The sequence below is a fragment of the Ornithinibacillus bavariensis genome (assembly GCF_018333235.1).
GTDB classification, from domain to species: Bacteria; Bacillota; Bacilli; order Bacillales; family Amphibacillaceae; genus Ornithinibacillus; species Ornithinibacillus bavariensis.
Map to the genome: position 1 here is coordinate 583,992 of NZ_BORP01000001.1, position 21,121 is coordinate 605,112.

The 21,121-nt window shown below is 35.2% G+C and carries 20 protein-coding genes; 4 read left to right on the forward strand and 16 right to left on the reverse strand.

Annotated elements, in window-relative coordinates:
* Positions 1-24 precede the first annotated feature (24 nt).
* The gene (locus tag KI338_RS02950; protein WP_212919465.1) at positions 25-1,440 is read left to right on the forward strand and encodes a hypothetical protein; all 1,416 of its coding nucleotides are present in this window, start codon (positions 25-27) and stop codon (positions 1,438-1,440) included.
* Between the two features lie 311 nt (positions 1,441-1,751).
* Here KI338_RS02950 and KI338_RS02955 read toward each other — a convergent pair whose 3' ends face one another.
* From KI338_RS02955 to KI338_RS03005, 11 genes are all read right to left on the reverse strand, one after another.
* On the reverse strand, positions 1,752-3,011 hold the full coding sequence (locus tag KI338_RS02955; protein WP_212919466.1) for a Ger(x)C family spore germination protein: 1,260 nt from the start codon (positions 3,009-3,011) through the stop codon (positions 1,752-1,754).
* Entirely contained in the window at positions 2,992-4,095 is a 1,104-nt protein-coding gene (locus tag KI338_RS02960) for a GerAB/ArcD/ProY family transporter (protein WP_212919467.1), read from the reverse strand. Before KI338_RS02960 ends, KI338_RS02955 begins: the two co-directional genes overlap by 20 nt.
* Positions 4,095-5,624: a spore germination protein gene (locus KI338_RS02965; protein WP_212919468.1), complete on the reverse strand. Its 1,530-nt coding sequence runs from the start codon at positions 5,622-5,624 to the stop codon at positions 4,095-4,097. Before KI338_RS02965 ends, KI338_RS02960 begins: the two co-directional genes overlap by 1 nt.
* Positions 5,625-5,729: 105 nt before the next feature.
* Positions 5,730-6,587 carry a DUF421 domain-containing protein gene (locus tag KI338_RS02970; RefSeq protein ID WP_212919469.1) on the reverse strand — a complete coding sequence of 286 codons (858 nt, stop codon included), beginning with the start codon at positions 6,585-6,587 and terminating at the stop codon, positions 5,730-5,732.
* 14 nt (positions 6,588-6,601) lie between these two features.
* Complete coding sequence (locus KI338_RS02975; RefSeq protein WP_212919470.1) at positions 6,602-6,805, reverse strand: DUF1657 domain-containing protein; 204 nt, start codon at positions 6,803-6,805, stop codon at positions 6,602-6,604.
* A gap of 15 nt (positions 6,806-6,820) precedes the next feature.
* Positions 6,821-7,171 carry a stage V sporulation protein AE gene (spoVAE, locus tag KI338_RS02980; protein ID WP_212919471.1) on the reverse strand — a complete coding sequence of 117 codons (351 nt, stop codon included), beginning with the start codon at positions 7,169-7,171 and terminating at the stop codon, positions 6,821-6,823.
* Positions 7,168-8,184 carry a stage V sporulation protein AD gene (gene spoVAD / locus KI338_RS02985; protein ID WP_212919472.1) on the reverse strand — a complete coding sequence of 339 codons (1,017 nt, stop codon included), beginning with the start codon at positions 8,182-8,184 and terminating at the stop codon, positions 7,168-7,170. Before spoVAD ends, spoVAE begins: the two co-directional genes overlap by 4 nt.
* Positions 8,184-8,663, reverse strand: a complete 480-nt coding sequence (spoVAC, locus tag KI338_RS02990; RefSeq protein ID WP_212919473.1) for a stage V sporulation protein AC — start codon at positions 8,661-8,663, stop codon at positions 8,184-8,186. Before spoVAC ends, spoVAD begins: the two co-directional genes overlap by 1 nt.
* A gap of 31 nt (positions 8,664-8,694) precedes the next feature.
* Positions 8,695-9,156, reverse strand: coding sequence for a YhcN/YlaJ family sporulation lipoprotein (locus KI338_RS02995; protein WP_212919474.1), 462 nt, complete (start codon positions 9,154-9,156; stop codon positions 8,695-8,697).
* A gap of 93 nt (positions 9,157-9,249) precedes the next feature.
* Positions 9,250-9,456, reverse strand: coding sequence for a DUF1657 domain-containing protein (locus KI338_RS03000; protein ID WP_212919475.1), 207 nt, complete (start codon positions 9,454-9,456; stop codon positions 9,250-9,252).
* 164 nt (positions 9,457-9,620) lie between these two features.
* Entirely contained in the window at positions 9,621-10,349 is a 729-nt protein-coding gene (locus KI338_RS03005) for a hypothetical protein (RefSeq protein WP_212919476.1), read from the reverse strand.
* A 172-nt stretch (positions 10,350-10,521) separates the two neighbouring features.
* Between KI338_RS03005 and KI338_RS03010 the strand changes: the two genes are divergently transcribed.
* Complete coding sequence (locus tag KI338_RS03010; RefSeq protein WP_212919477.1) at positions 10,522-10,956, forward strand: YwpF-like family protein; 435 nt, start codon at positions 10,522-10,524, stop codon at positions 10,954-10,956.
* A gap of 14 nt (positions 10,957-10,970) precedes the next feature.
* On the opposite strand, the gene KI338_RS03015 is transcribed toward KI338_RS03010, so the two are convergent.
* From KI338_RS03015 to KI338_RS03025, 3 genes are all read right to left on the reverse strand, one after another.
* Complete coding sequence (locus KI338_RS03015) at positions 10,971-12,296, reverse strand: (Fe-S)-binding protein (protein WP_212919478.1); 1,326 nt, start codon at positions 12,294-12,296, stop codon at positions 10,971-10,973.
* The gene (gene glcD, locus KI338_RS03020) at positions 12,293-13,705 is read right to left on the reverse strand and encodes a glycolate oxidase subunit GlcD (RefSeq protein WP_212919479.1); all 1,413 of its coding nucleotides are present in this window, start codon (positions 13,703-13,705) and stop codon (positions 12,293-12,295) included. The genes KI338_RS03015 and glcD overlap by 4 nt, the downstream gene beginning before the upstream one ends.
* Before the next feature lie 93 nt (positions 13,706-13,798).
* Complete coding sequence (locus KI338_RS03025; protein WP_212919480.1) at positions 13,799-14,905, reverse strand: CdaR family transcriptional regulator; 1,107 nt, start codon at positions 14,903-14,905, stop codon at positions 13,799-13,801.
* A 246-nt stretch (positions 14,906-15,151) separates the two neighbouring features.
* On the opposite strand from KI338_RS03025, the gene KI338_RS03030 reads away from it, so the two are divergent.
* The gene (locus KI338_RS03030) at positions 15,152-16,516 is read left to right on the forward strand and encodes a TrkH family potassium uptake protein (RefSeq protein WP_212919481.1); all 1,365 of its coding nucleotides are present in this window, start codon (positions 15,152-15,154) and stop codon (positions 16,514-16,516) included.
* 28 nt (positions 16,517-16,544) lie between these two features.
* On the forward strand, positions 16,545-18,494 hold the full coding sequence (locus KI338_RS03035; protein WP_212919482.1) for a sensor domain-containing protein: 1,950 nt from the start codon (positions 16,545-16,547) through the stop codon (positions 18,492-18,494).
* 86 nt (positions 18,495-18,580) lie between these two features.
* On the opposite strand, the gene KI338_RS03040 is transcribed toward KI338_RS03035, so the two are convergent.
* Positions 18,581-19,717 carry a S1C family serine protease gene (locus tag KI338_RS03040; RefSeq protein ID WP_212919483.1) on the reverse strand — a complete coding sequence of 379 codons (1,137 nt, stop codon included), beginning with the start codon at positions 19,715-19,717 and terminating at the stop codon, positions 18,581-18,583.
* 21 nt (positions 19,718-19,738) lie between these two features.
* Complete coding sequence (locus tag KI338_RS03045; RefSeq protein ID WP_212919484.1) at positions 19,739-20,896, reverse strand: zinc ribbon domain-containing protein; 1,158 nt, start codon at positions 20,894-20,896, stop codon at positions 19,739-19,741.
* Positions 20,897-21,121 lie beyond the last annotated feature (225 nt).

A 21,121-nucleotide genomic window follows, 5' to 3' on the forward strand; every position in this document is an offset into this window, starting at 1 on the left:
ACAATAGTAGAGAGGAAGATGAATGTGGAGCTAACGTTTACCCATTGGTTATATGGTATTTTTACCTTAGTCATTATTATTACAATGATATTTCGTAAAGGGGTTGTACTACCAACATTATTAGGTACGTTTATTATTGCTTGGGTATATAAGGGCAATATAGTAGACGGATTTACAGCTATATTTCATGCGAATCTAGTTGCAGCACAAGAATTATTTAGCATTTTCTTAATTATTACCTTTATGCTTGCTCTACTAAATTCATTAAAGGACTTAGGTGCTGATGTAAGAATGATTCAACCAATACAGAAAGTAATGGTTAATGGCCATGTCTCCTTTTTTGTCCTAGTTGGAGTAACCTACACAATTTCGTTGTTCTTTTGGCCAACTCCTGCTGTTCCGCTAATTTGTGCATTATTAGTCCCGGCAGCAGTAAGGGCAGGTCTTCCAGCAATTACAGCTGCAGTAGCGGTTGCTTTAGCAGGGCAGGGAATGGCATTATCCTCAGACTATATTGTCCAGGTAGCTCCTAGTCTTTCTGCTACTGCTGCAGGTACATCGACTAGCTTAGTAGCAGATAAAGCGCTATTGCTATCCATTATTGCAGGTGGTATTGCTATCTTATTAGCCTACACGATGTATAGAAAATCAATTCGTTCAAAGAACAATCCACAGAATCAAGTCGACCTAAAAACACTTAATAGGAGTGAAGAAACAAAAAATGTGGCAATTACAGAAAATTTAACAAAATGGAGCAAAGTATTTGCTGTTTTTGTACCCTTATCTTTATTAGTCGTCGTTATCTATATGATGTATAACAAGCTATATACAGGAAGTGGTGGTCTAGTAGGGGGAGATGGTGCCGCTTTTGTGGGCGGGGTGGCTGTTATTTTATTACTTCTTTCGACTATCGCATTCGGTAAACACCATGCGCTAGACTATATTACCAATCATATAACAGACGGCTTTGTTTTTGCCTTTAAAGCAATGGGACCAGTAATTCCTATTGCGGGATTTTTCTTTTTGGGTAGTGGTGATTTTTCTGGAAGTATTTTAGGCGTAGAGGAAGGTCCGACATTTTTATTTGGCTTAGTAGAAGCAACTCAGGAATTTCTACCGCAAAGTGCTTTATTTGCAGCATTTAGCATGTTAATCATTGGTATCATTACAGGACTTGACGGATCTGGGTTTTCTGGGCTGCCATTGACTGGAGCTTTAGCTGCATCATTAGAGACCACTGGTATCGATACAGAAACGCTTGCAGCTATTGGACAAATGGGAGCTATATGGACTGGTGGTGGAACTATAATTGCATGGTCATCCCTTATTGCCATTGCTGGGTTTTGTGGCGTATCTGTTATGGAATTAGTAAGAAAAAACTTCGTACCTGTTATCGTAGGATTATTAGGGATGACAGTGGTTGCAGTATTTTTTCTGTGATATAGGGAATACAGCCGTGTTGTCGAAAGAGATCCTTCATTTAGAGAAATCATGATACAACTATTGTTTAAAAGATTGAAAACCAACAAGATAGTTTCCTAATAATTTTAAAGGCGCTCAATCTGTAGGGAGCGCCTAAATAGTGCGATTAAAATTTTATCGCGGTAAAAAAAGGTAAAATTAAAATTGTTAAAGCCAGAATGGATATAGAAATAGAGCCAAATTTATTTTTTTCTTTCCATAAAGTTATTGCGAATCCAATCGTATATATAAAAATTGTTAATGTCGCAATAATGATCAATAACGTCAAGCTAATCCCTAATTTCCTTTAGTTTTGGTATATCTCCCTGCCTGCCAAATTTACCAAGCTCTACATCAACTGTGATATTAATGTCCATTTCAGGATATTTTTTCATCCAATCAAATGCCTCCCATTCTGGTATCGTTAGGAATTTTTTTCGAGCTATTAATGACCAACCAAATGGATCTGCTTTATACTCCTCTTGTGTTTTTCTAATTAATTCGTTTAGCTTCTTTTCTAAAGCTTGCTCAAAGCTTTTATTTAAGGTTTTTCTTTTTTGCGAGTCTTTTGCGTAATGCTCCATACTGTGGTTAGTTAAAACTTCCACTAATATAGGTACATTTACATCAATTGATGGGGTGCTTTTTTTTGTGTTTATCTTTATATCTTCAGTACCATTTTTTGTAAGACGTGTTGCAATCCGGTATTTTTCATCAAACGGATCTGGAAAAGTTGTTAAAATTTCTTGCGCAGTTAATGTTGGGTTTAACATAAAGGTTAGTCTGGTTTCTTCGATAGTTAGTACGTCAATCATCTTACCCTCTTTAAATACAGCAGATCCTGCAAATTGGGTATTATTTGTTTCTCCTCCATATTGAAATTCACCAGCTTTAAAATTATCAGGGTTTATAGGATTAGATGAACGCTCCTCCTTTTCCGTTGTGCTATAAATTCCTAAAAAAAGATCGGCATCGGCTTCAGTAATACGGAAAAAAGTGGTTAAATCTGAAGTTGGTGTCATTCCCGTTTCATTCCCACGTTCAATAATCATCTGAAAATATTCATGAGGTCTCGTTTCTAGTTTTGGTTGATTGTTGAGTATATATTTTTCCGTATCCTCTTTAGTTATCATTAGCTTTGCATCCCTTCTAATTTCCATTTCCTTCGTAGCATCGTATATCCATCTAATAAAATTCTCATCTCTGGCAAATTCTTCTGAAACTATCAATATTCTTAATAAATCATAAGAAATTTGCTTCGCAATAACCGTATTGGCTATATTTCTCGAAACAACAAAGTCATCTGTTTTAAAGGAAATAACTTCACGAGGGGGTTCATTCCCAGCACCACCACTTGCAGCGTTTCCTGACTCCGGGTTTGCTATAAGATAGGTGATTTTTATAAGATTTTCATCATCTTTTGGCTTGTCAATACCCATTGCGATGACATAAGCAAATTCTTCAACTTCTCGCTGATCCCAGCAACCAGAAAGAATGAATAAAGGGATCAGATAAATGATTATCTTTCCTCTATTGATTTGCTTTTTCATGTTTAAAATCTCCTTTAAGCTTGGCTATTAGCCACATCAGGCAAGGTAGGAAGAAAAAAACAGGTGACAATATGTTTAGAACCGTTTCTCTCAGATAGAAAATGGTGAAGGTAGGCGTATCTGGTATTATTCCTATAAAAATAATTAATGTTGCGAGAGAAGGAATAATATACTCGAAGTTTTTAATTTTAAAGAGATGCCCGAATAATAATGCATTAATATACAAATATACTGAAAATCGAACGAAAGTACCGATTAACCAAAATGGGAAAAAAAATGTCTCCATATTGGTTATAAAACCTGCAGAAATCGTACGTATTACCTCATGAAATGGATAGTTCATCTGCATAAGTGAATTATAGTCAAATAAAAAAACAAAACTAGTCATTGCAAGAACTAAGTTAATTACAACAAAAAATAATGAAATCCATGATCCTTTTTTAATAGTAGCAGCTGTACTTAAAAATGGTACGAGAATAAATAAATAAAGATAGTCCGCAAAAATGGATAATTTCATTACACTTTCCTTCATAATTGTCCATTCTCCAGGACCAAAAAAGGGAAAGAGGAAGGATGTATTTCCATGCCTTATCGTTAAAATTAGAGCGATTAAAAATGGAACCTGCAAATAGGGAAAAACGGTCCATGCAACGGATCCTATTTTTTCTAATCCTTTTTTAGCACCATAAGCACTTGCCAGCATTAAGACGCCATAAATGACAATTGTAGGAGTTTTGACAAAATACATGCTACTGACAATATCTGTGTAAATAGCTGTATCTATGATTGTGGCAGCCAATATACCTAACCAAAGAGCAAATAAGATAATATAACCAAGGAACCTTCCGAATAATTGATTCGTAACCTCTATAAGCCCCTTTCCTTGATAATTTGTAATGACTCGTATTAAAAGAAAGATAGGGAGGATAGTAACTATACCGTTTATAATAATAGCCATCCAACCAGCATTGTACAATTTTTCATACAAAATAGCTGGAGTATCATCAGTTAACTTTGTCGAAAGGATAATCATGCTGATTGCAACAAATTCTTTTATCCCAATTTTTCCTTTTGACTGTTCCATTAGTTCTCTCCCTGTCTCTTCTTTAAATTCTTTGGTTTAACGTAGCCTGGCCGGAATATTTCTTTTTGTAAGGTTCTCCTTATAATTGTATCCTCCGAGGATATATAATTAGGAGTCATGGGAGCCAAATAAGGTACACCGAACGATTTTATAGAAAGCATATAAAATAACCCCATTACAAAAATTGAAGTAATGCCATATAAACCGAATATACTTGCACTTAAAAGCATCATAAATCTACTGATACGAATAGCAAAATTCATACTGATATCACCAATCGCAAATGAACTTAGCCCACCTAATGCAACAATAATGACAACAATAGGGCTTACAATATTTGCTTGAACAGCAGCCTGTCCTAAGATTAGTGCACCAACTATTCCAATTGTTGGACCAATAGGACTTGGAACTCTTAAGCCTGCTTCTCGGATTAGTTCAAAGGCGATTTCCATTATGAAGACTTCTATTGCTGCTGGAAATGGTACTCGCTCCCGAGTTGCTGCAATGGCTAGCAGTAAATCGGGAGGAATCATTTCTGCATGGAAGGTAACAACGGCGACATACAGTGCAGAAGCAAATAAGGTGATGAACAAAGCCAATATCCGTAGTAACCTTGTAAAGTTGGCATATGGTAACCGTAAATAGTGGTCTTCTGCTGAATGATAAAAAGACCAAAATGTAGCGGGGATAATTAAGGTATCTGGTGAATTATCCATGATTAAGATAATATATCCATCCTCAATGAAAGAAGCTGCACGATCTGGCCGTTCAGTATACAATGTGGTTGGAAAAATGGAATATTTTCGTTCCTCGATATATTGTTCAAGTAAACTTAGATTTTGAATCGCATTTGTATCTAGAGATTTAACGCGTGCTTTAACATTTTGTAATAATTTTTCATTTACCAAGTCCTTTTGATAGATAATAAATAGATCATTTTTTGATTCATTTGAGACGATTGCGGATTCTACTACTAAGTTCTCACTTTTTATTCGCTTTCGAATTAAGGAAATATTAGTTGCGGCTTTTTCATTAAATGCCTCTTTTGGTCCTTTTACAACGTTCTCATTCTCTGTTTTTTCAACTGTTCTGCTTTCAAAGTTAGAAGCATCGAAAAGGAAAGCTAGATCTTCTCCTTCAATAAAGAGAGCAACATTCCCATTATTAATTTTTGTTGCGATTTGATTAATGTTGTTTTCAGTTGATATCGTTTGGGCTGAGACGATGTCTTCAATGCTTTGGAATGGCTCTGTACTACTTTGAAGAGGTTTTATAATATTTTGTTCTATAATTTGAGGATCGGTAATTGTCTTGATGAATATAATAGCAGCTGGTTTATCTTTTCCGGGAATAGAAAGATTTCGAATAATGACATCATGGTTAGTCGGTACAGTATAAATTTCACGAAAGATTTTTAAGGTTTGTTCTAAACTTGGATCGATCGTTAGGTTTGTAGTTTCTTTATTTTGTTTTGGAGATTCGCTTACCTCTTTATCTTTTTTCTTAACCGATTTTCTTAATTTAATCATCTTGTATGAACAACTCCAGTATCACTTCTTATCTTACGTTTCCACGTATTGCTAAAATTATGTAATATACGAAATAAAATCCCACAGGTTAAAAGATGTGGGATTTTACTGTAAATATGGTTTTACCTTATCAATCGCTTTTTGTAGCTTTTCACTATTGACTTGATACATCTGTTTTGATCTCTCATTATCTGTTGCTAAGGCAAATATTTCCAAGTCTGCTTGGCATTTTCTCATTGTAGCAAGTAGGAGTGGTTTTTGTGTTGGCATTGGTACAGTGAGCTTATCGTCATACAGATCTACTGTCAATTGTCCATCACTATCAACTTGACCAAGGAAAACATTTTCAATACTAACATTCATTTTTTCCAATTCCGTTTCTAACCAGGTTGGATTTAATGAAAGATTAGCAAGAGACTCTAGAAGTGGTCTTCCATCCATAACTACAGTTTGTGGTTCTTTACTTGGTGCAAGCTTTAAACCGATATCTTTAGCAGTTAAAGGACGATAATCTGTTTTGGGAAGTACATTTAGTTTTCCTGTAGGTTCTAATACAGCAAATTCTACATCTGCAACTTTAAATATATTTTTTTCGCGTAAGCTTTCTAATAGATCATCCGTGGAATAATGTTCCTTTTTTAAGTTATCTTCCATAATTTTTCCGTTTTGAATGATTACCCGACTTTTTCCTTGGACAAAGTTACGAAACGTTTTGCTTTTTAAGGAAATAACCTCGACAAGATAAGGGATAATAAACCAAATCAACATGGAGATAACAGCAAAGTAGAAGGGACTCTCTAGTGTACTAACGTGGATTGCGACAATCCCTCCAAGAACAATACCAGTAATGTATTCAAAAACATTTAGTTGTGAAAGTTGTTTCATCCCAAGCCATTTAGTAAAGAAAAACAAAATGATGAGAAGTGAAACGGATCGTACTACAATCTCTAACCAATCTGGCATGAGAATTTTCCTTTCTACTGATTATATTGCGGTTCTTGCCTTGCAAGTAAAAGTACTTGCTCTTCAAGATCTTTTTTTATTTCCTGAATGATATGTTCTGTTTCCAAGTATGCGTCATGTGCCTCTAAATCATTAGTCTGGGATCTGAGAATACGTAAACTAGCTTCTATCCCTTTGATACTTGCATAACAACTTTTTACTTGGGCCCCAACTGTCATTAAGGTGACCTCCAATCATCCCTTAGGTTTAAAAATTAACGCACCTATCATACCAAATATGATGGCTGCGGATATTCCTGAGCTTGTAACTTCAAACATACCCGTAATAACACCAATTAAACCATGCATTTCTGCTTCCTGCATTGCCCCATGAACTAAAGAATTACCAAAGCTAGTAATAGGAACGGTTACTCCAGCACCAGCGAAATCGATTAATGGTTCATATAATCCAAATCCATCTAATATCGCTCCTACAACCACTAGTATGCTAAGCGTATGTCCAGGAGTTAATTTAAAAACATCAAACATTATTTGGCCAATGACACAAATTAAACCACCAATAACGAATGCCCAGAAAAATATCATGTTCTATCACTTCCTGATTCAATAGAGACTGCGTGTGCTATACATGGTATAGGATCCTTTTGGTTTACACTTAGAGGAGAGTGTAAAGAACCAGTTGCAACTACCAGTATTTTATCCAGTTTTCCTTTTTTCATTAAATCTAAAAAGTGTCCATAGGTTACCACTGCAGAGCATGCTGGACCACTTGCTCCCGCTAATACTGGCTGATCCTCACGATAAATAGTCAGTCCGCAATCTAGATAATTATTTTCAATGATATTGACACCATTTTTCCTTAATAGGTCTAATGAAACCTCTCTTCCAATATGTCCTAAATCACCAGTTATTATTAAATCGTAATAGGAAGCATCAACATTTCTTTCTTTTAAGTGTGTTAAGATTGTGTCTACTGCAGCGGGAGCCATGGCTCCACCCATATTAAAAGGATCCGTCATTCCCATATCTACAATTTTCCCAATCGTTGCTGAGGTTACTTGTGGTCCATCACCGGTTTTTGCAACTAAAGCACATCCAGCACCAGTTACTGTCCATTGAGCAGTTGGAGGTTTTTGCCCACCATATTCTGTTGGATATCGAAATTGTTTTTCTGCTGCAGCATTATGGCTAGAAGTACCACTAAGAATATAATCTGCACCATTACTATTCAGAATGTAAGCTGCTAAAGCTAAGCTTTCCATAGAGGTGGCACAAGCACTAAATAAACCAAAAAAAGGACTTCCTACCGTTTTAGCAGCAAAATTTGTAGGGGTGATTTGGTTGATTAGGTCACCACTGATAAAAAAAGAGACTTGTTCTTTTTCAATTGGACTATTTTTAATAGCATATTGACATGCTTCTTCCATCATCAATTGCTGCGCTTTTTCAAATGAAGCTTGTTCCAGCCACATATCGTCATGTAATATATTGAAAGCATGGGGAATACGACCATTTGCTTCAAACGGACCTCCGACTGTTCCAGTAGAAATAATTACTGGTTTATTTTCAAAAATCCACGTCCTGTGCCCTGCAAGCATTAAAATCCACCCCATGTTATAAGGATTGTTTTAATTAATGCCACTATAAAGGCAGAAAATACACCAAACAAAATGACAGTTCCTGCAAGCTTAAACATATTCCCACCGACACCTAGAACAAAGCCCTCGGTTCGGTGCTCAATTGCAGCACTTATTACCGCATTACCAAAACCAGTGACTGGTACTGCCGACCCAGCACCGGCAAATTGTCCGATTCGGTCATATACGCCAAAACCAGTGAGTAGCATGGTAAGGAATATCAGTGTTGCTGTAGTTGGATTTCCAGCTGTCTGTTCTGTAAAATCAAAAAAGTAAATGTAAAACGTTGAAATAAGCTGACCAATGAAACAAATAAACCCCCCAACTAGAAATGCTTTTATACAGTTTTTGAGTAATGGCCGCTTCACCTCACGCTTTTCCTGAAAATCTTGATATTTTTGTGCCTGGGGAGGAAGGTTCTTCTTTTTTTTATCTGCCATTCGAATCCCTTCTTTCATCTAATTGGTTCATTTATGTCTTTTCTTTCATCAATTTACTTATGTCTTCTAATTTTTTCTTTAATTCTTTTTTGGAAATCGATCCATTACGTATTTCCTCTTCTAACTGCTCAAGCTTCCACAGTATTTTCTGATCAGAAGAGACTTCTACTTTTAAGGAGGTTTTCTTAAATTTCTTTTTCATTTCCTTTGTTAGTTTCTTTTCATATTTCTTTAATTGTAAGCGTTCATGATGTGGTACATCGATAGCTATCATTAGCAGCTTGTCCGAATTTACAGCGAATACCTTTGTCACATTTTTCTTTTGTGCAAGGGTAGATTTTGCCTGGTTAGCGTAGGATTGATCATACGAATGTTTTGTGGAAACATTGGATATATGGATTGGGTTTGTTTTTTCAGAAGGCTCACTCGATGATGAGGTGCAGCCAGCAGTAAGGATGAATACAATAAAAAGTAGAAATTGGTATTTGCGCATCAGTTTCACCTATTTCTGTCAATGTTAGAAGGGGAGAGTAACCTCCCCAATTAGGTCTAGCTCTAGAATGAGTATTATCCTGAACTTTTATTATTAAAAACCTTTATATTGAGGCTCTTCGCTCTCAATTTGCTGTAGACGAGGCTCTACGGATTGTAAAATAGACTGTGTTTGCTGAGCAGCTTGCTCATAAAGCTTTTTTGCTTGCTTGTTTTCCGTTTGTAAGGCGAACTGTTCGAAGCTTGCTTGAACACTTTTTAAGCCAGCCACTGCCTGCTTCACTTGGTTACCTACTGTCATGGAATTTTCCTCCTTTATGATGTCCTTCATTATATAGCTTCGTGTAACAATGATGAAATATACTTACTAAGTGTTTCCAATAATAAGAAGAAAAGGTGTCCCATATAGGAACACCTTTAGTAATTTACATTGGTATACAAATTTATCCACGTAAAAAATTGGAATTACTTTTTATTAGTTACATGAAATTGGACAGTTGTAACGTTTCCTTTGTTTGCATTATTTCCTTCGACTTCATTAGCTTGCGGTATTGTTTCAGGAACGGAAATAGAAACGGTTTCATTGTCAATCCAACTTGCTGAGATTATTGGCCAATTGAAGTCAAGGATAGCATGATCGTTTTCTTCATTCTTAAGTGTTAGCGATTGCCAGTTAATCAAGTCCACTACCACTACATCGGATAAAGGTGGCTTCATCTCTGGGTTTCTGTTAAATTTTACTAATAGCTTAGACTCATCTGGTGAAATTACTGCATTTTCATACGATGCTAAATCGGCAAGCAGGAAGCCGGTATTATCGGCTGATTCATCAAGAAGGAGGTAAGAGCAACCCATGTCCGTACATGAAAATTCTAAAAGATAGATATCATTGTTTTCTTTACTGTATAAACGGTCAATTTTCATCTTTTCAATTACTGATTTAGGATTAGCGGTAGCCTGTAAATAAGCATATAGAGTAGGAATTTGCTTTAAATTCACCCGGACTACTTCATCGTCTAAAGGAAATTCAATAAATTCATCAATTTTTTCATTGTCTGTTATTTCTTCGATTAGCTCTGGCTCCTCTGTAGCATTATCTGGTGACGTATTTACCTTAACAATTGCAGGCTGGGAATTTGAGCAAGCGGTTAAGAATATTAATCCAATTAGCGGAACAATTAGAGTTTTACGCATAAAGACACTCCTGTAACGTTTCTATTTATTTCTTATTATACATGGATGAAAGGGTGGTTGATATAATTTTCTGTTTAATACCTTATTGTAATGGTAAAATATATATACCAATAAATTGGAAATTTTGTTACACTAAGTTAAAAAGTTGGGAGTAAGAAAGGGGGGAATGGTATTGAAAACGTTTTTGCTAAAGGATTTACGAATATTAGAAAGTGATCATGATGAAATTACAAAAAAGAATATTCCTTTAATCGATGGGTTAATCATTAATCGTGAAGATGACAAGAATAGTTGGTTAATTGAAGCATTAGTGGAGAAAGAGTACTATAGCTATTTCCAAGAATTACAGGATAAAGAGGAACAAGTTATGGTAGAGGTTCGTATTACAAAGGAAACTAACCATCCAGCTACATTTATTACTTCCATTGATAGTATCAATATAATCGGGAAGCATATCGATATTCATTTATTAGGTACGATAGTAGATAAAAGAAAGAGTAAAATTGAAGAGATGCTCAGCGAGCTTATCGATCAAGGCTATCAAGGAGAAGACCTGTTAGAAAGATTTAAAGAGGTCTTAAATAAAAAGGCTAGACATGAAGCCTAGCCCATCACATATTTTTAATGTGTGTTTTCATATGCCTCTAGTAGAAAGTCCACGATATGCACAGCTTGCATGGTATCTGAAAGCCCTTCACGTTCAATTCCGAGTTTCATTTGTAATAAACAACCTGGGTTTGCCGTTACAATTGTTTTTGCCTTTGTCTTTTTCGTTTGTTCCATTTTATAATCTAGAATTTGCATGGACATTTCAGATTCAACGATATTATAAATACCTGCTGAACCACAGCATCTTGAAGCATCTTTCATTTCTACATATTTTACGCCTTTGATTGATTGTAATAAAGTACGCGGCTCCATAAATGTTTTCTGACCGTTTTTTAAATGACAGGAGTCCTGATAGGTTACGATTTGATTATCTAGTTCCAGATGTTCCTGCTGAAAATTAAGTTCAACTAAAATACTCGTAATATCTTTAATTTTTTCAGAAAAATTCTTTGCACGTTCCATCCATTCTGGTTCGTCTTTTAATAAATGGTTATAATCCACAAGGAACGCACCACAACCTCCTGCATTAGTGATGATATAATCAACATTCATACCTTCAAATGCTTCAATGTTTCTTTTGGCCATCTCTTTCGCCTTTTCTCTTTCGCCACTGTGTCCATGTAGGACTCCACAGCAATTTTGCGTATTAGGTATAACAATTTCACAGCCTGCATATTGTAGGAGCTTCATCGTAGCATCATTTGTTGTCATAAACACAGTATCCATTAAACATCCAGTAAAAAATGCAACTCGTTTTTTTTGTACACTAATTGCCGGCAGATGATTTGGTCGATTTTTCATATCTTTTTTCTTCGGAACGGATGGAAGAACCTTTTCCATTGTTCGCAATGACTCAGGGAAGAAGTTCATAATTCCTGTTGATCTTGCAACCTTTTGTAAGCCGGATCGCTGATAAAAGCCGAGTAGGCTAGCTGCTGAAACCATTCGGTTTTGCTTTGGGAACAGATGGTTAAAGACAATATTTCGAACAGCTTTTTCAGGAAGACTTTGTTTGTTATTTTGATAAATGATATTTCTTGCTTGCTCCAAGAGGTGCCCATATTTTACACCTGATGGGCATACTGGTTCACAAGCTCTGCACCCTAAACATAAATCTAAGGAGCGTTTGACATCTTCATCAGGTTCGATCTCACCATCAACAACTGCCTTCATTAAAGCAATTCTTCCTCTAGGTGAATGTGACTCATCCATTCCAGATTCTATATAGGTTGGACAGCTTGGTAAGCAAAAACCACAACGCATACAATTTAGCAGCTCATCATAATCCATTTTTTCTTTAAATTCTTGGCTTATTCTTTCTTTTTCTGCAAGTTTCATTTCTGTACCACCACTCTATTTCTATCAGATAGGGAAAAGATTTTACCTGGATTCATGATCTGGTTTGGATCTAAAGCTTGCTTTATACCTCGCATGACTTCTATCCCAGCTTCTCCCGCCTTTAAGTGAAGATAAGGTAGCTTCATTGCACCAACACCATGCTCTCCAGTAATTGTACCTCCTAGCTCGATTGCTTTCTTGAAAATTTCTTCGAAGGCCTTTTCAACACGAGCCATTTCTTCTTTATCACGAATATCAGTAAGACAGGTAGGATGCAGATTTCCATCTCCCGCATGTCCAAATGTACAAATATTTACTTGATTTCGTTCAGCTATTTCTTCAATCGCTTTTACCATATTGGCAATCTCTGATCTAGGAACGGTAGCATCCTCAAGTATGGTGGTAGGGCGTAGGCGAGCTAATGCTGATAGGGCAGCTCTTCTTGCAGATGTTAATGCTTCTGCTTCTTCTTTTGTTTCTGCAATTGTTACCCGGACGGCTTTATTCTGATTACAAATGGCAGCTATTTTATCCATATCTGCATTTACGACACTCTCATTCCCGTCTTGTTCAATTAAAAGAATGGCTTTAACATCTGTAGGTAAGCCTACCTGTGCAAAGTCTTCTACTGCTTTTAGTGTAGGCTGATCGAGAAACTCGAGTGTAGCAGGAATAATTCTATTAGCAATAATCGCCGAAACAGTTCTCGCAGCTGCATCTATATCCTGATAAAGAGCGAGCATTGTTTTTTTTGTTTCTGGCTTTGGAATGAGCTTTAAAGTAGCTTCTGTTACAATACCAAGGGTTCCTTCAGCACCAATGAATAATCTAGTAAGGTCATAGCCTGCTACATCCTTTGCTAGTTTTCCACCTGTTCGTATGATTTCACCATTTGGTAGCACAACCTCAAGTCCCATGACATAATCACGGGTAACACCATACTTTAAGCCCCGAAGTCCACCAGAATTTTCACTGATATTACCACCGATTTGTGAAATTTTCATAGAACTTGGGTCAGGAGGATAAAAGAATCCTTTTACCTCAACAGCTTGAATTAGGTCCTGTGTAATTACACCTGGCTGGGTTCGTACAGTTAAGTTCTCCTCATCTATTTCAATTATGTTATTAAGATGCTTCATTAATAGCACCACACCACCATGCAATGGGGTAGTTCCAGCACTTAGATTAGATCCAGAACCCCTTGGAACAATCGGAATTTGGTATTCATTACATAGCTTTACAATTTCTGAGATTTCCTGTTTATTTTTTGGGGAAACCACAATATCCGGAAAGGACTGAAAACCAGGTGTCGCATCATAGGAATAAGCTAGTAAACTTGCTTTTGAATCTTGCACATTTTCTGTTCCGACAATCGTAATCAGCTTATTTTTGACTTGCTCACTTAGCATAGACATTCTCCTAAGATTTTTTAAGTTTATTGTAAAAGGAAAACAGGAAGAATGATATGTATAAAGCAACAAAAAATATTGGCAAATGCCTGTTTATTTTGTTTCTTTATCCAAAAAATAAAATAAAACATAAAACAAGGTAATAGCGTAGGCTGATTTTGGATTTAATTGAGTCAATGCTTCTATTTGATTTAAACGATAATGTAATGTATTAATATGAATATGTAGTTCATTTGCAGTCCTCTTACTATTTAAATTGTTTGCGAAGTACACCTTAAGCGTCTCTAATAAATTTTTCTCATTCCCTAATAGGTGAATTATCTTGTTAATGAATTCTCGTCTTACCTCTAAAGGGATTTCATCAAGACAGATTTCTAAAAGTAAATCCTCATAGATCGTTATTGCGTTTATATCTCCTATAGATAATGCTTTTAATGCTGATTGGTAAGAATCTTTAATTAATAAGCTATTAGAAATTATCCCAACACCTATCGAAACGCTTAAATCAAATGTTGATGAGATATAGTTTTGAAAAGATCCTAATTGATTCTTTAAATATTCAAGGGATGGATATGTTCTCTCTTCCGTCACCAATAATAAACGCTTGTCTCCCCAAAGTATTGCTTGACCTTTTATTTTTAACTTTAGAATATGTAAAATATCGCTTAGTTTTTTTGCTGGGACAACATGTGAATCCATACGGATAATCGTACAACGAAGCGGGGGGGTTACTTGGAATTCTATTAATCTAGAACGGGTTTGAAAATCACCTGGAATGTGATCCATTTGTACCCAATCCATGAAGAAGGATTCTATTGCACGAGCATGCCACTCCGTTTCCTGAATATATATGCTTTCCCGTATGAGAAGTTCAGTCATTTTCTGCATTAGAAAAGCAAAAGGCTTTACCTCTGTTGGATTACCTGTAATACCAATTACACCAATTACTTCATGATTTATTGTAATTGGTAAATTTATTCCGGGGCGAATACCCTTCATAACACGCACATGCTCCTCTGATAAAATGGTCATTTCATTCCGGTCAATTGTGAGTAAAGCTCCTTCATGAAAATGACCAATTCTACTTGGATCGGTGCTCGCAATAATGATTGCTTGTTTATTTACAATAATAATATTTTCATTAATTAGTTTTTTAGTTTCGTTAATAATTTTTTCGCCTAGATCGGCAGTCAATTCCATCTATTAGACCTCCATTGTACGGGTATGTCTTTTCAATCGATATGTTTTCCGTTATAATTTTTTGGTACTATAGTTTATTTTATCGTAGGATTAAGGACTGTAAAGACTCTACTTGAGTTAAACTCTATTTTAGATTGGTTGCTTATTTTTTAAAATAGAGGAAATATTTACAAAACACTGCTATAATAAAAAATGAATTTTAGCCTGTTACTGAATTTCTGGCTAGTCTAAGGAGTATGTTTACTCATGTCTTTTTCAAAAAGTTTTCTACAATGGCTTAATACGCTATCACCGGTTCGGATGATCTTATTTTTTTATTTTATTGCCGCTATTTTTTCAACGTTGCTTTTATGTTTACCATTTGCCTATCAGGGTGGGGTAGAAGTACCTTTTATTGATATTGTTTTCACAGCAATTAGTGCTTTAAGTGTTACAGGGTTGAGTACTATTACCATTGCGGATACTTTAAGTACATCTGGTATTTTCTTATTAGCCTTTATCATGCAGCTTGGTGCTGTTGGTGTTATGGCAATTGGTACTTTTATATGGCTTATATTAGGGAAAAAAATTGGCTTTAAGGAAAGACAATTAATCATGACGGATCAAAACCAAACGAGTTTTGAGGGGATGGTGCGTCTTATAAAGCAAATTGTTCTAGTATTATTTACAGTAGAATTATTCGCTTTTTTAATTTTAGGTACATACTTTTTAAAGTACTTCTCACAGCCATCTGAGGCTTATCTACATGGTTTTTTTGGAACGATAAGTGCTGTAACAAATGCAGGTTTCGATATAACTGGAAGCTCTTTAATTCCTTATAAGGATGATTATTTTGTTCAATTTATTTATATGCTTTTAATTATTTTTGGAGCTATAGGTTTTCCAGTGTTAATTGAAGTAAAAAACTATTTGTTCAAAAGAAATGATAAAAGGGCAACAACTCATTTTAGTTTATTTACTAAGCTAACTTCTTTTACGTTTTTAGTGTTAATAGTTGTTGGAACACTTGTATTTTATTTGTTGGATATGAATCATTTTCTAGCTGGAAAGACATGGCATGAGTCACTCTTTTATTCATTATTTCAGTCGATAACAACAAGGAGCGGTGGACTTTCCACGATGGATGTTAGTCAACTAACAGAATCAAATCAATTGTGGTTATCATTTTTGATGTTTATTGGAGCCTCGCCAAGTAGTGCCGGAGGGGGAATACGGACAACAACCTTTGCACTAGTAGTAATTTTTATAGTTACCTATGCTCGCGGTGGTAGTAGTATAAGAATTTTTAGAAGGGAAGTACATGAGGACGATCTGTTAAAGGCAGTTACCGTAACATTAATGGCATTGATATTTGTTTTTGCTTCTGTGTTATTCATAACAACTATAGAACCTTTTTCTATTACAAAAATATTATTTGAGGTAACATCTGCGTTCGGTACAGTAGGATTATCCTTAGGAATTACTGGAGACTTAACTACTGTGAGCAAAGTTATTCTCATGTTTTTAATGTTTGTAGGTAGAGTTGGGATCATTACATTTCTATTTATGTTTAAGAAAACAAAGAAAACGGGTAGCTATCATTACCCGAAAGAACGAATAAGTATTGGTTAAAATGGATAACTAGTGAGGAGAAACCCTTATGAAAAATAATGCGTTAACCTTTCCAATGGATAATCAAATGCTTTCTTTATTAAGTGATCCAATATTATTTGTTCATCGAGACGGAACAGTTTTAGGAGGGAATCCAGTGGCATACACAATATTTAATATGGATCCCTCTTTAAGACATTCTATAACAGACTACATTGAATTTTCTTTACTAACAGGCTCTTCAAACTCTCATTTGCTAATGGAACGTAAGATGGAAAAGGGAGGGTTACTAGAGATAAAGTCTCTTCTACTAAATGAAAATCTATATGGTTTGATATTAAATGAGTTATCCGTCAAAGATAAGGTAGAAGAAATTAAGCGATACATTAATCAAGTTTCCAACAATGCTACGGAAGGAATTGTCTTATACGGGGAATCTTTAATTTTAGACTGTGATGAGACCTTTGCCGAAATGTTTGGATATACAAGAAAAGAAATAATCGGAAAAGCAATGAGCGCATTAATTGATCCAAAAAGCTATGAAAAGTTAGTAGATATGGAGCACTTGACAACAGAAGAGCTTTTAGAGCTTAGAGGAATTAAAAAGGATGGGTCAACATTCTATGTAGAGGTTCTAGAATATCCTTATCAAACAAACGGAAAAATTCTTCGGACAGCAAGTATTAAAGATGTGACGGATCGGGTTGAAAATGAACGAAGAATTGAATACATAGCATATTATGATGAGCTTACGGATATACCGAATCGTAACTTTTTTAATATCGTTCTAAAAGAAGCCATCAATCAGGCCAAAGAGACTGAAGAGCATATTGCAGTGTTTTTTCTTGATTTAGATTATTTTAAAGAGATAAATGATACACTCGGCTATGCTTTTGGGGATGAGCTTTTAAAGGCTTGTTCAAACCGGCTAAGAATCTTTCAGCAAACAGATACCTTTATCTCTAGAATGAGTGGTGATGAGTTTTTAATTTTGCAAAGGCATACAACGAGGGAAGATGCAAAGAAACTAGCCGAAAAGCTTATTACGGAATTTGAAAAACCTATTCAAATAAAAGAGTATGAAATTTACATTACAATTAGTATTGGTATTAGTATTTTTCCTGAGAATGGAAATTCAGCATCTGATTTAGTTAAACATGCAGACTCTGCTATGTATATCATAAAAGAGAAACAGCGAAACTACTATAACTTATTTGATTCCTCTATATCTGAGAATTTTAGAATAATGCTTACAATGGAATCTGAATTAAGAAAAGCATTAAAAAACGGGCAATTTGAGCTTTATTATCAGCCACAGAAGAATCTAATAGATAATGAGGTAGTTGGTTTAGAAGCTCTAATTCGGTGGAATCATCCTGATAGAGGCTATATAAGTCCAAATAAATTTATCCCTTTGGCGGAGAAAACTGGATTAATTATTGATATAGGTGATTGGGTTCTAATGGAAGCATGCAGGCAGAACAAGGAATGGCAGGATAAAGGCTTTCGCCCAATGACAGTAAGTGTTAATCTTTCTGCAAAACAATTTTATCAACGCAATCTTTTGGAAAAGGTTGAATGTGCTCTACAGGAGACGGGATTGGAACCTCGGTATTTGGAGCTTGAAATTACGGAAAGCATGGCCATGGCAAATGAAGAAGAAATATTAAAGACATTACATGATCTAAGAAAGCTTGGTGTCCTTGTTTCGATTGATGATTTTGGAACAGGCTATTCTTCCTTAAAATACTTGAGTATTTTCCCGATATCAAAATTAAAAATTGATAAGATGTTCTTAAATGGACTCCAAAGGGAAAATCAAGCAATAGTGCGATCAATTATACATATGTCACATGCACTTAACATGAAGGTTATTGCAGAGGGGGTAGAGACGATAGAACAATTGAATTTCTTGACGAACGAAAAATGTGATGAAATGCAGGGATACTATGTAAGTAAACCACTGCCAGCTGATAAGCTAATGGAATTCCTTGTCTAAATAAATGCATTTGAGGCTATCCCCCTATTACGTTCAAATTGTTGCTTTGAACGTAATAGGGGGATAGCCTCTTTATTTTCGGTTGTCTACTCGTAATTCAAACGAATTATCTTTAATTGATCATTCTCGTATCCTACAGTAAATTGATAATGTACATTTTTTTTCAATAGCTCTTCTTCATTTGGTTGATTCTTAGTAAGCTCAATATCGACTCGAATTGATACATGACTTTCATCTGTCATAGTTGGGTCTTCAGGCGTATATTTTACATTTACTACCTGAATATAATCTTCACGAAAGTCAGTATAAGAGGTAGTTGATAGGATAGAGTCGCCTAATAGTGAATAAGCTGCGACATAGTCACGAATGATAATACTATCCAAAAAGTATTCCACTACATAGTTTGCATCCTGTAAAAACTGCTTTTGATCTATTGAATTAATAATATCTTCCGTGTTTGTAAACGTTAATTGATCATTTCGTGCTTCATTAGACCAAGTTTCGATTTCTTTTATTACATCTACTATTGGAATACTAAAACCAAGTGTTCCATCTTCTGTACCGACAGAGTTAATACCTATAATTCTACCCGTATTTCGATTAATTAAAGGTCCACCACTATTACCATGAGTAATCTGTGCAGAGATTTGATATACATTTTTATAATCAAATCCATCTAAAGTAAAATTCCTTGACGTACCAGAAATAATTCCTAGTGTGACCGTATTTTGAAACCCATGCGGACTACCTAATGCAATTACCTCATCACCAATTTCGGCTAGATTATCCTTTTCTATTTCTAATACATTTTCACCTGCAAGCTGTGGGACGCGAAGGACAGCTACATCGTTTCGATCCCCAATTCCAATAACTGCAGCTGGATAGGTCCGGGCATTTGCTGTACGAATATAGATTGTTTCCGCATCTTTTATAACATGTGCATTCGTAATAATATCTCCTTGATCATTATAAAGAAAGCCTGAGCCAGTTAAGGTTTGTTGTTCACCCTTTGCCTCAATCTGAACAACATTCTTTTCTGCTTCATGAATAATAGATTTTAAGTCTACTGTCTCATCTTCTAATTGAATCTGTTTTATGACAGGATTATTGATTACAATGTCCTTTGAATTCCAGACATAATAAAGATAATAGAAACCTAGGCCACCAAATAAAATGACCACAATTGTAACAATTATCGGTAGCTTTTGTTTGAAAAATATCATAGTTTCACTCCGCTAAGATCCTTAATAATTTGTATACCATGTTATTTTTTTAACACGTATATTCATTTTTTTAACATTCTTATCAATGTCAAAATGAGTAAACTCAAATTTTCCATTTTCGTTTGGATAAAGTGTGTCTGGATACACGTAAACATTATTCTTAAGGAACTCTTTATCCTTTGTCATTAAAGCATATTCTACTAGAACAGAACTAATAGGGACTGTTCCAACACTTTTCACTTCACCTTTGACTACTAAATTTCCCTGTTTATCATTTTCAAGTTTGACGGAAACTAATTTTATTGCATCATTTTCATTCTTTTCCCGTTCTTCTTCAGCCGAATCTATTGCCTGTTGAATCCGCTGTTCTTGCGTGATTTCAAAAGATACTTTTTCCTTTTCAACAGTTGTCTTTAAGCTAAGCAGTTTCTCTGAATTCGGTGCATATTTCAAACCATCCTCTACAATAAATTGAGCATCACCAAACTGTTTATCGGATAACATTTCACTAGCTTTTGTATAGGCATAATCAATAATTTGTTCACGGATTGTTTCTGTTATTTCCTGAGCTTCTTCCGTTTTTATTGCATCAGCTTCCCATAGTAAAGCTTTTAATTCATCAATGGACGGGAACTCAGATAAAAGGCTCTTTAACTGTTCAATTTTTACAGTGTTACGATAGGAGTCAATTTTATTAACTAGATTAGTAGCTGGTTTCCCATCATAATTTTTTAACAATTCTTCTGCTTCATGTAATAGTGATAGGGAGGCTTGAAAATTTTTATCCTTTAATTCATTTTCAGCCTTCTGTAGATACTCCTTAATTGCACCTGATTTATTAATAAATTCTAATGCCATTTGTGCCTGTGTAAAGTTTGATTTTTGGTCAATAGCTTTTGAAAAATAGTCTTTAGCTGCACGATAATCTTCAGCGAGTAAACTCTTTTCACCAAGCTCATAGAAATGCTTTGCGTCTTCTTCTTGAGCATTAAGAAATGTATGGAATAAACTACTAGACAATAACACTAGCACAAATGTAAGGATGGGAATGCCCCATAATTTTATGAACGATTTCTCTTTCTTCGATCGTAAATGGATATCGGTAGGTAATTTTTTACCACAGGTTATACAATACGTTTCTTCTTCCTTTACGATAGAACCGCAATAGGGACAGTGCATTACTATTTTCACCTACTTCTTATAGAGCTTCGATAAAAAGCAACAATTATTTTAATTTTATTGTAACATATTTCCCTTTATTTAGAAGGTGGATATTGGTATGATAAATACGGTTACGATTACTTAAAAAGTAGAATAATACATAACATAAGTTTACGGGAGGTGTCATCTGTGGAACTAGCTTTAGGAATATTATGCTTTGTTATATTATTGTTTAATTTTGGA

Excerpts from the sequence above, each read along its gene's own strand:
- spoVAD (WP_212919472.1), bottom strand. The coding sequence starts at position 8,184 with ATGCTTGCAGGGCACAGGACGTGGATTTTTGAAAATAAACCAGTAATT.
- KI338_RS03025 (WP_212919480.1), bottom strand. The coding sequence starts at position 14,905 with ATGGAATTGACTGCCGATCTAGGCGAAAAAATTATTAACGAAACTAAA.
- glcD (WP_212919479.1), bottom strand. The coding sequence starts at position 13,705 with ATGCTAAGTGAGCAAGTCAAAAATAAGCTGATTACGATTGTCGGAACA.
- KI338_RS03015 (WP_212919478.1), bottom strand. The coding sequence starts at position 12,296 with ATGAAACTTGCAGAAAAAGAAAGAATAAGCCAAGAATTTAAAGAAAAA.
- KI338_RS03000 (WP_212919475.1), bottom strand. The coding sequence starts at position 9,456 with ATGACAGTAGGTAACCAAGTGAAGCAGGCAGTGGCTGGCTTAAAAAGT.
- KI338_RS03045 (WP_212919484.1), bottom strand. The coding sequence starts at position 20,896 with ATGCACTGTCCCTATTGCGGTTCTATCGTAAAGGAAGAAGAAACGTAT.
- KI338_RS03005 (WP_212919476.1), bottom strand. The coding sequence starts at position 10,349 with ATGCGTAAAACTCTAATTGTTCCGCTAATTGGATTAATATTCTTAACC.
- KI338_RS02995 (WP_212919474.1), bottom strand. The coding sequence starts at position 9,156 with ATGCGCAAATACCAATTTCTACTTTTTATTGTATTCATCCTTACTGCT.
- spoVAC (WP_212919473.1), bottom strand. The coding sequence starts at position 8,663 with ATGGCAGATAAAAAAAAGAAGAACCTTCCTCCCCAGGCACAAAAATAT.
- KI338_RS03035 (WP_212919482.1), top strand. The coding sequence starts at position 16,545 with ATGAAAAATAATGCGTTAACCTTTCCAATGGATAATCAAATGCTTTCT.
- spoVAE (WP_212919471.1), bottom strand. The coding sequence starts at position 7,171 with ATGATATTTTTCTGGGCATTCGTTATTGGTGGTTTAATTTGTGTCATT.
- KI338_RS03040 (WP_212919483.1), bottom strand. The coding sequence starts at position 19,717 with ATGATATTTTTCAAACAAAAGCTACCGATAATTGTTACAATTGTGGTC.
- KI338_RS02965 (WP_212919468.1), bottom strand. The coding sequence starts at position 5,624 with ATGATTAAATTAAGAAAATCGGTTAAGAAAAAAGATAAAGAGGTAAGC.
- KI338_RS02955 (WP_212919466.1), bottom strand. The coding sequence starts at position 3,011 with ATGAAAAAGCAAATCAATAGAGGAAAGATAATCATTTATCTGATCCCT.
- KI338_RS02960 (WP_212919467.1), bottom strand. The coding sequence starts at position 4,095 with ATGGAACAGTCAAAAGGAAAAATTGGGATAAAAGAATTTGTTGCAATC.
- KI338_RS03030 (WP_212919481.1), top strand. The coding sequence starts at position 15,152 with ATGTCTTTTTCAAAAAGTTTTCTACAATGGCTTAATACGCTATCACCG.
- KI338_RS02975 (WP_212919470.1), bottom strand. The coding sequence starts at position 6,805 with ATGACAGTTGGGGCCCAAGTAAAAAGTTGTTATGCAAGTATCAAAGGG.
- KI338_RS02970 (WP_212919469.1), bottom strand. The coding sequence starts at position 6,587 with ATGCCAGATTGGTTAGAGATTGTAGTACGATCCGTTTCACTTCTCATC.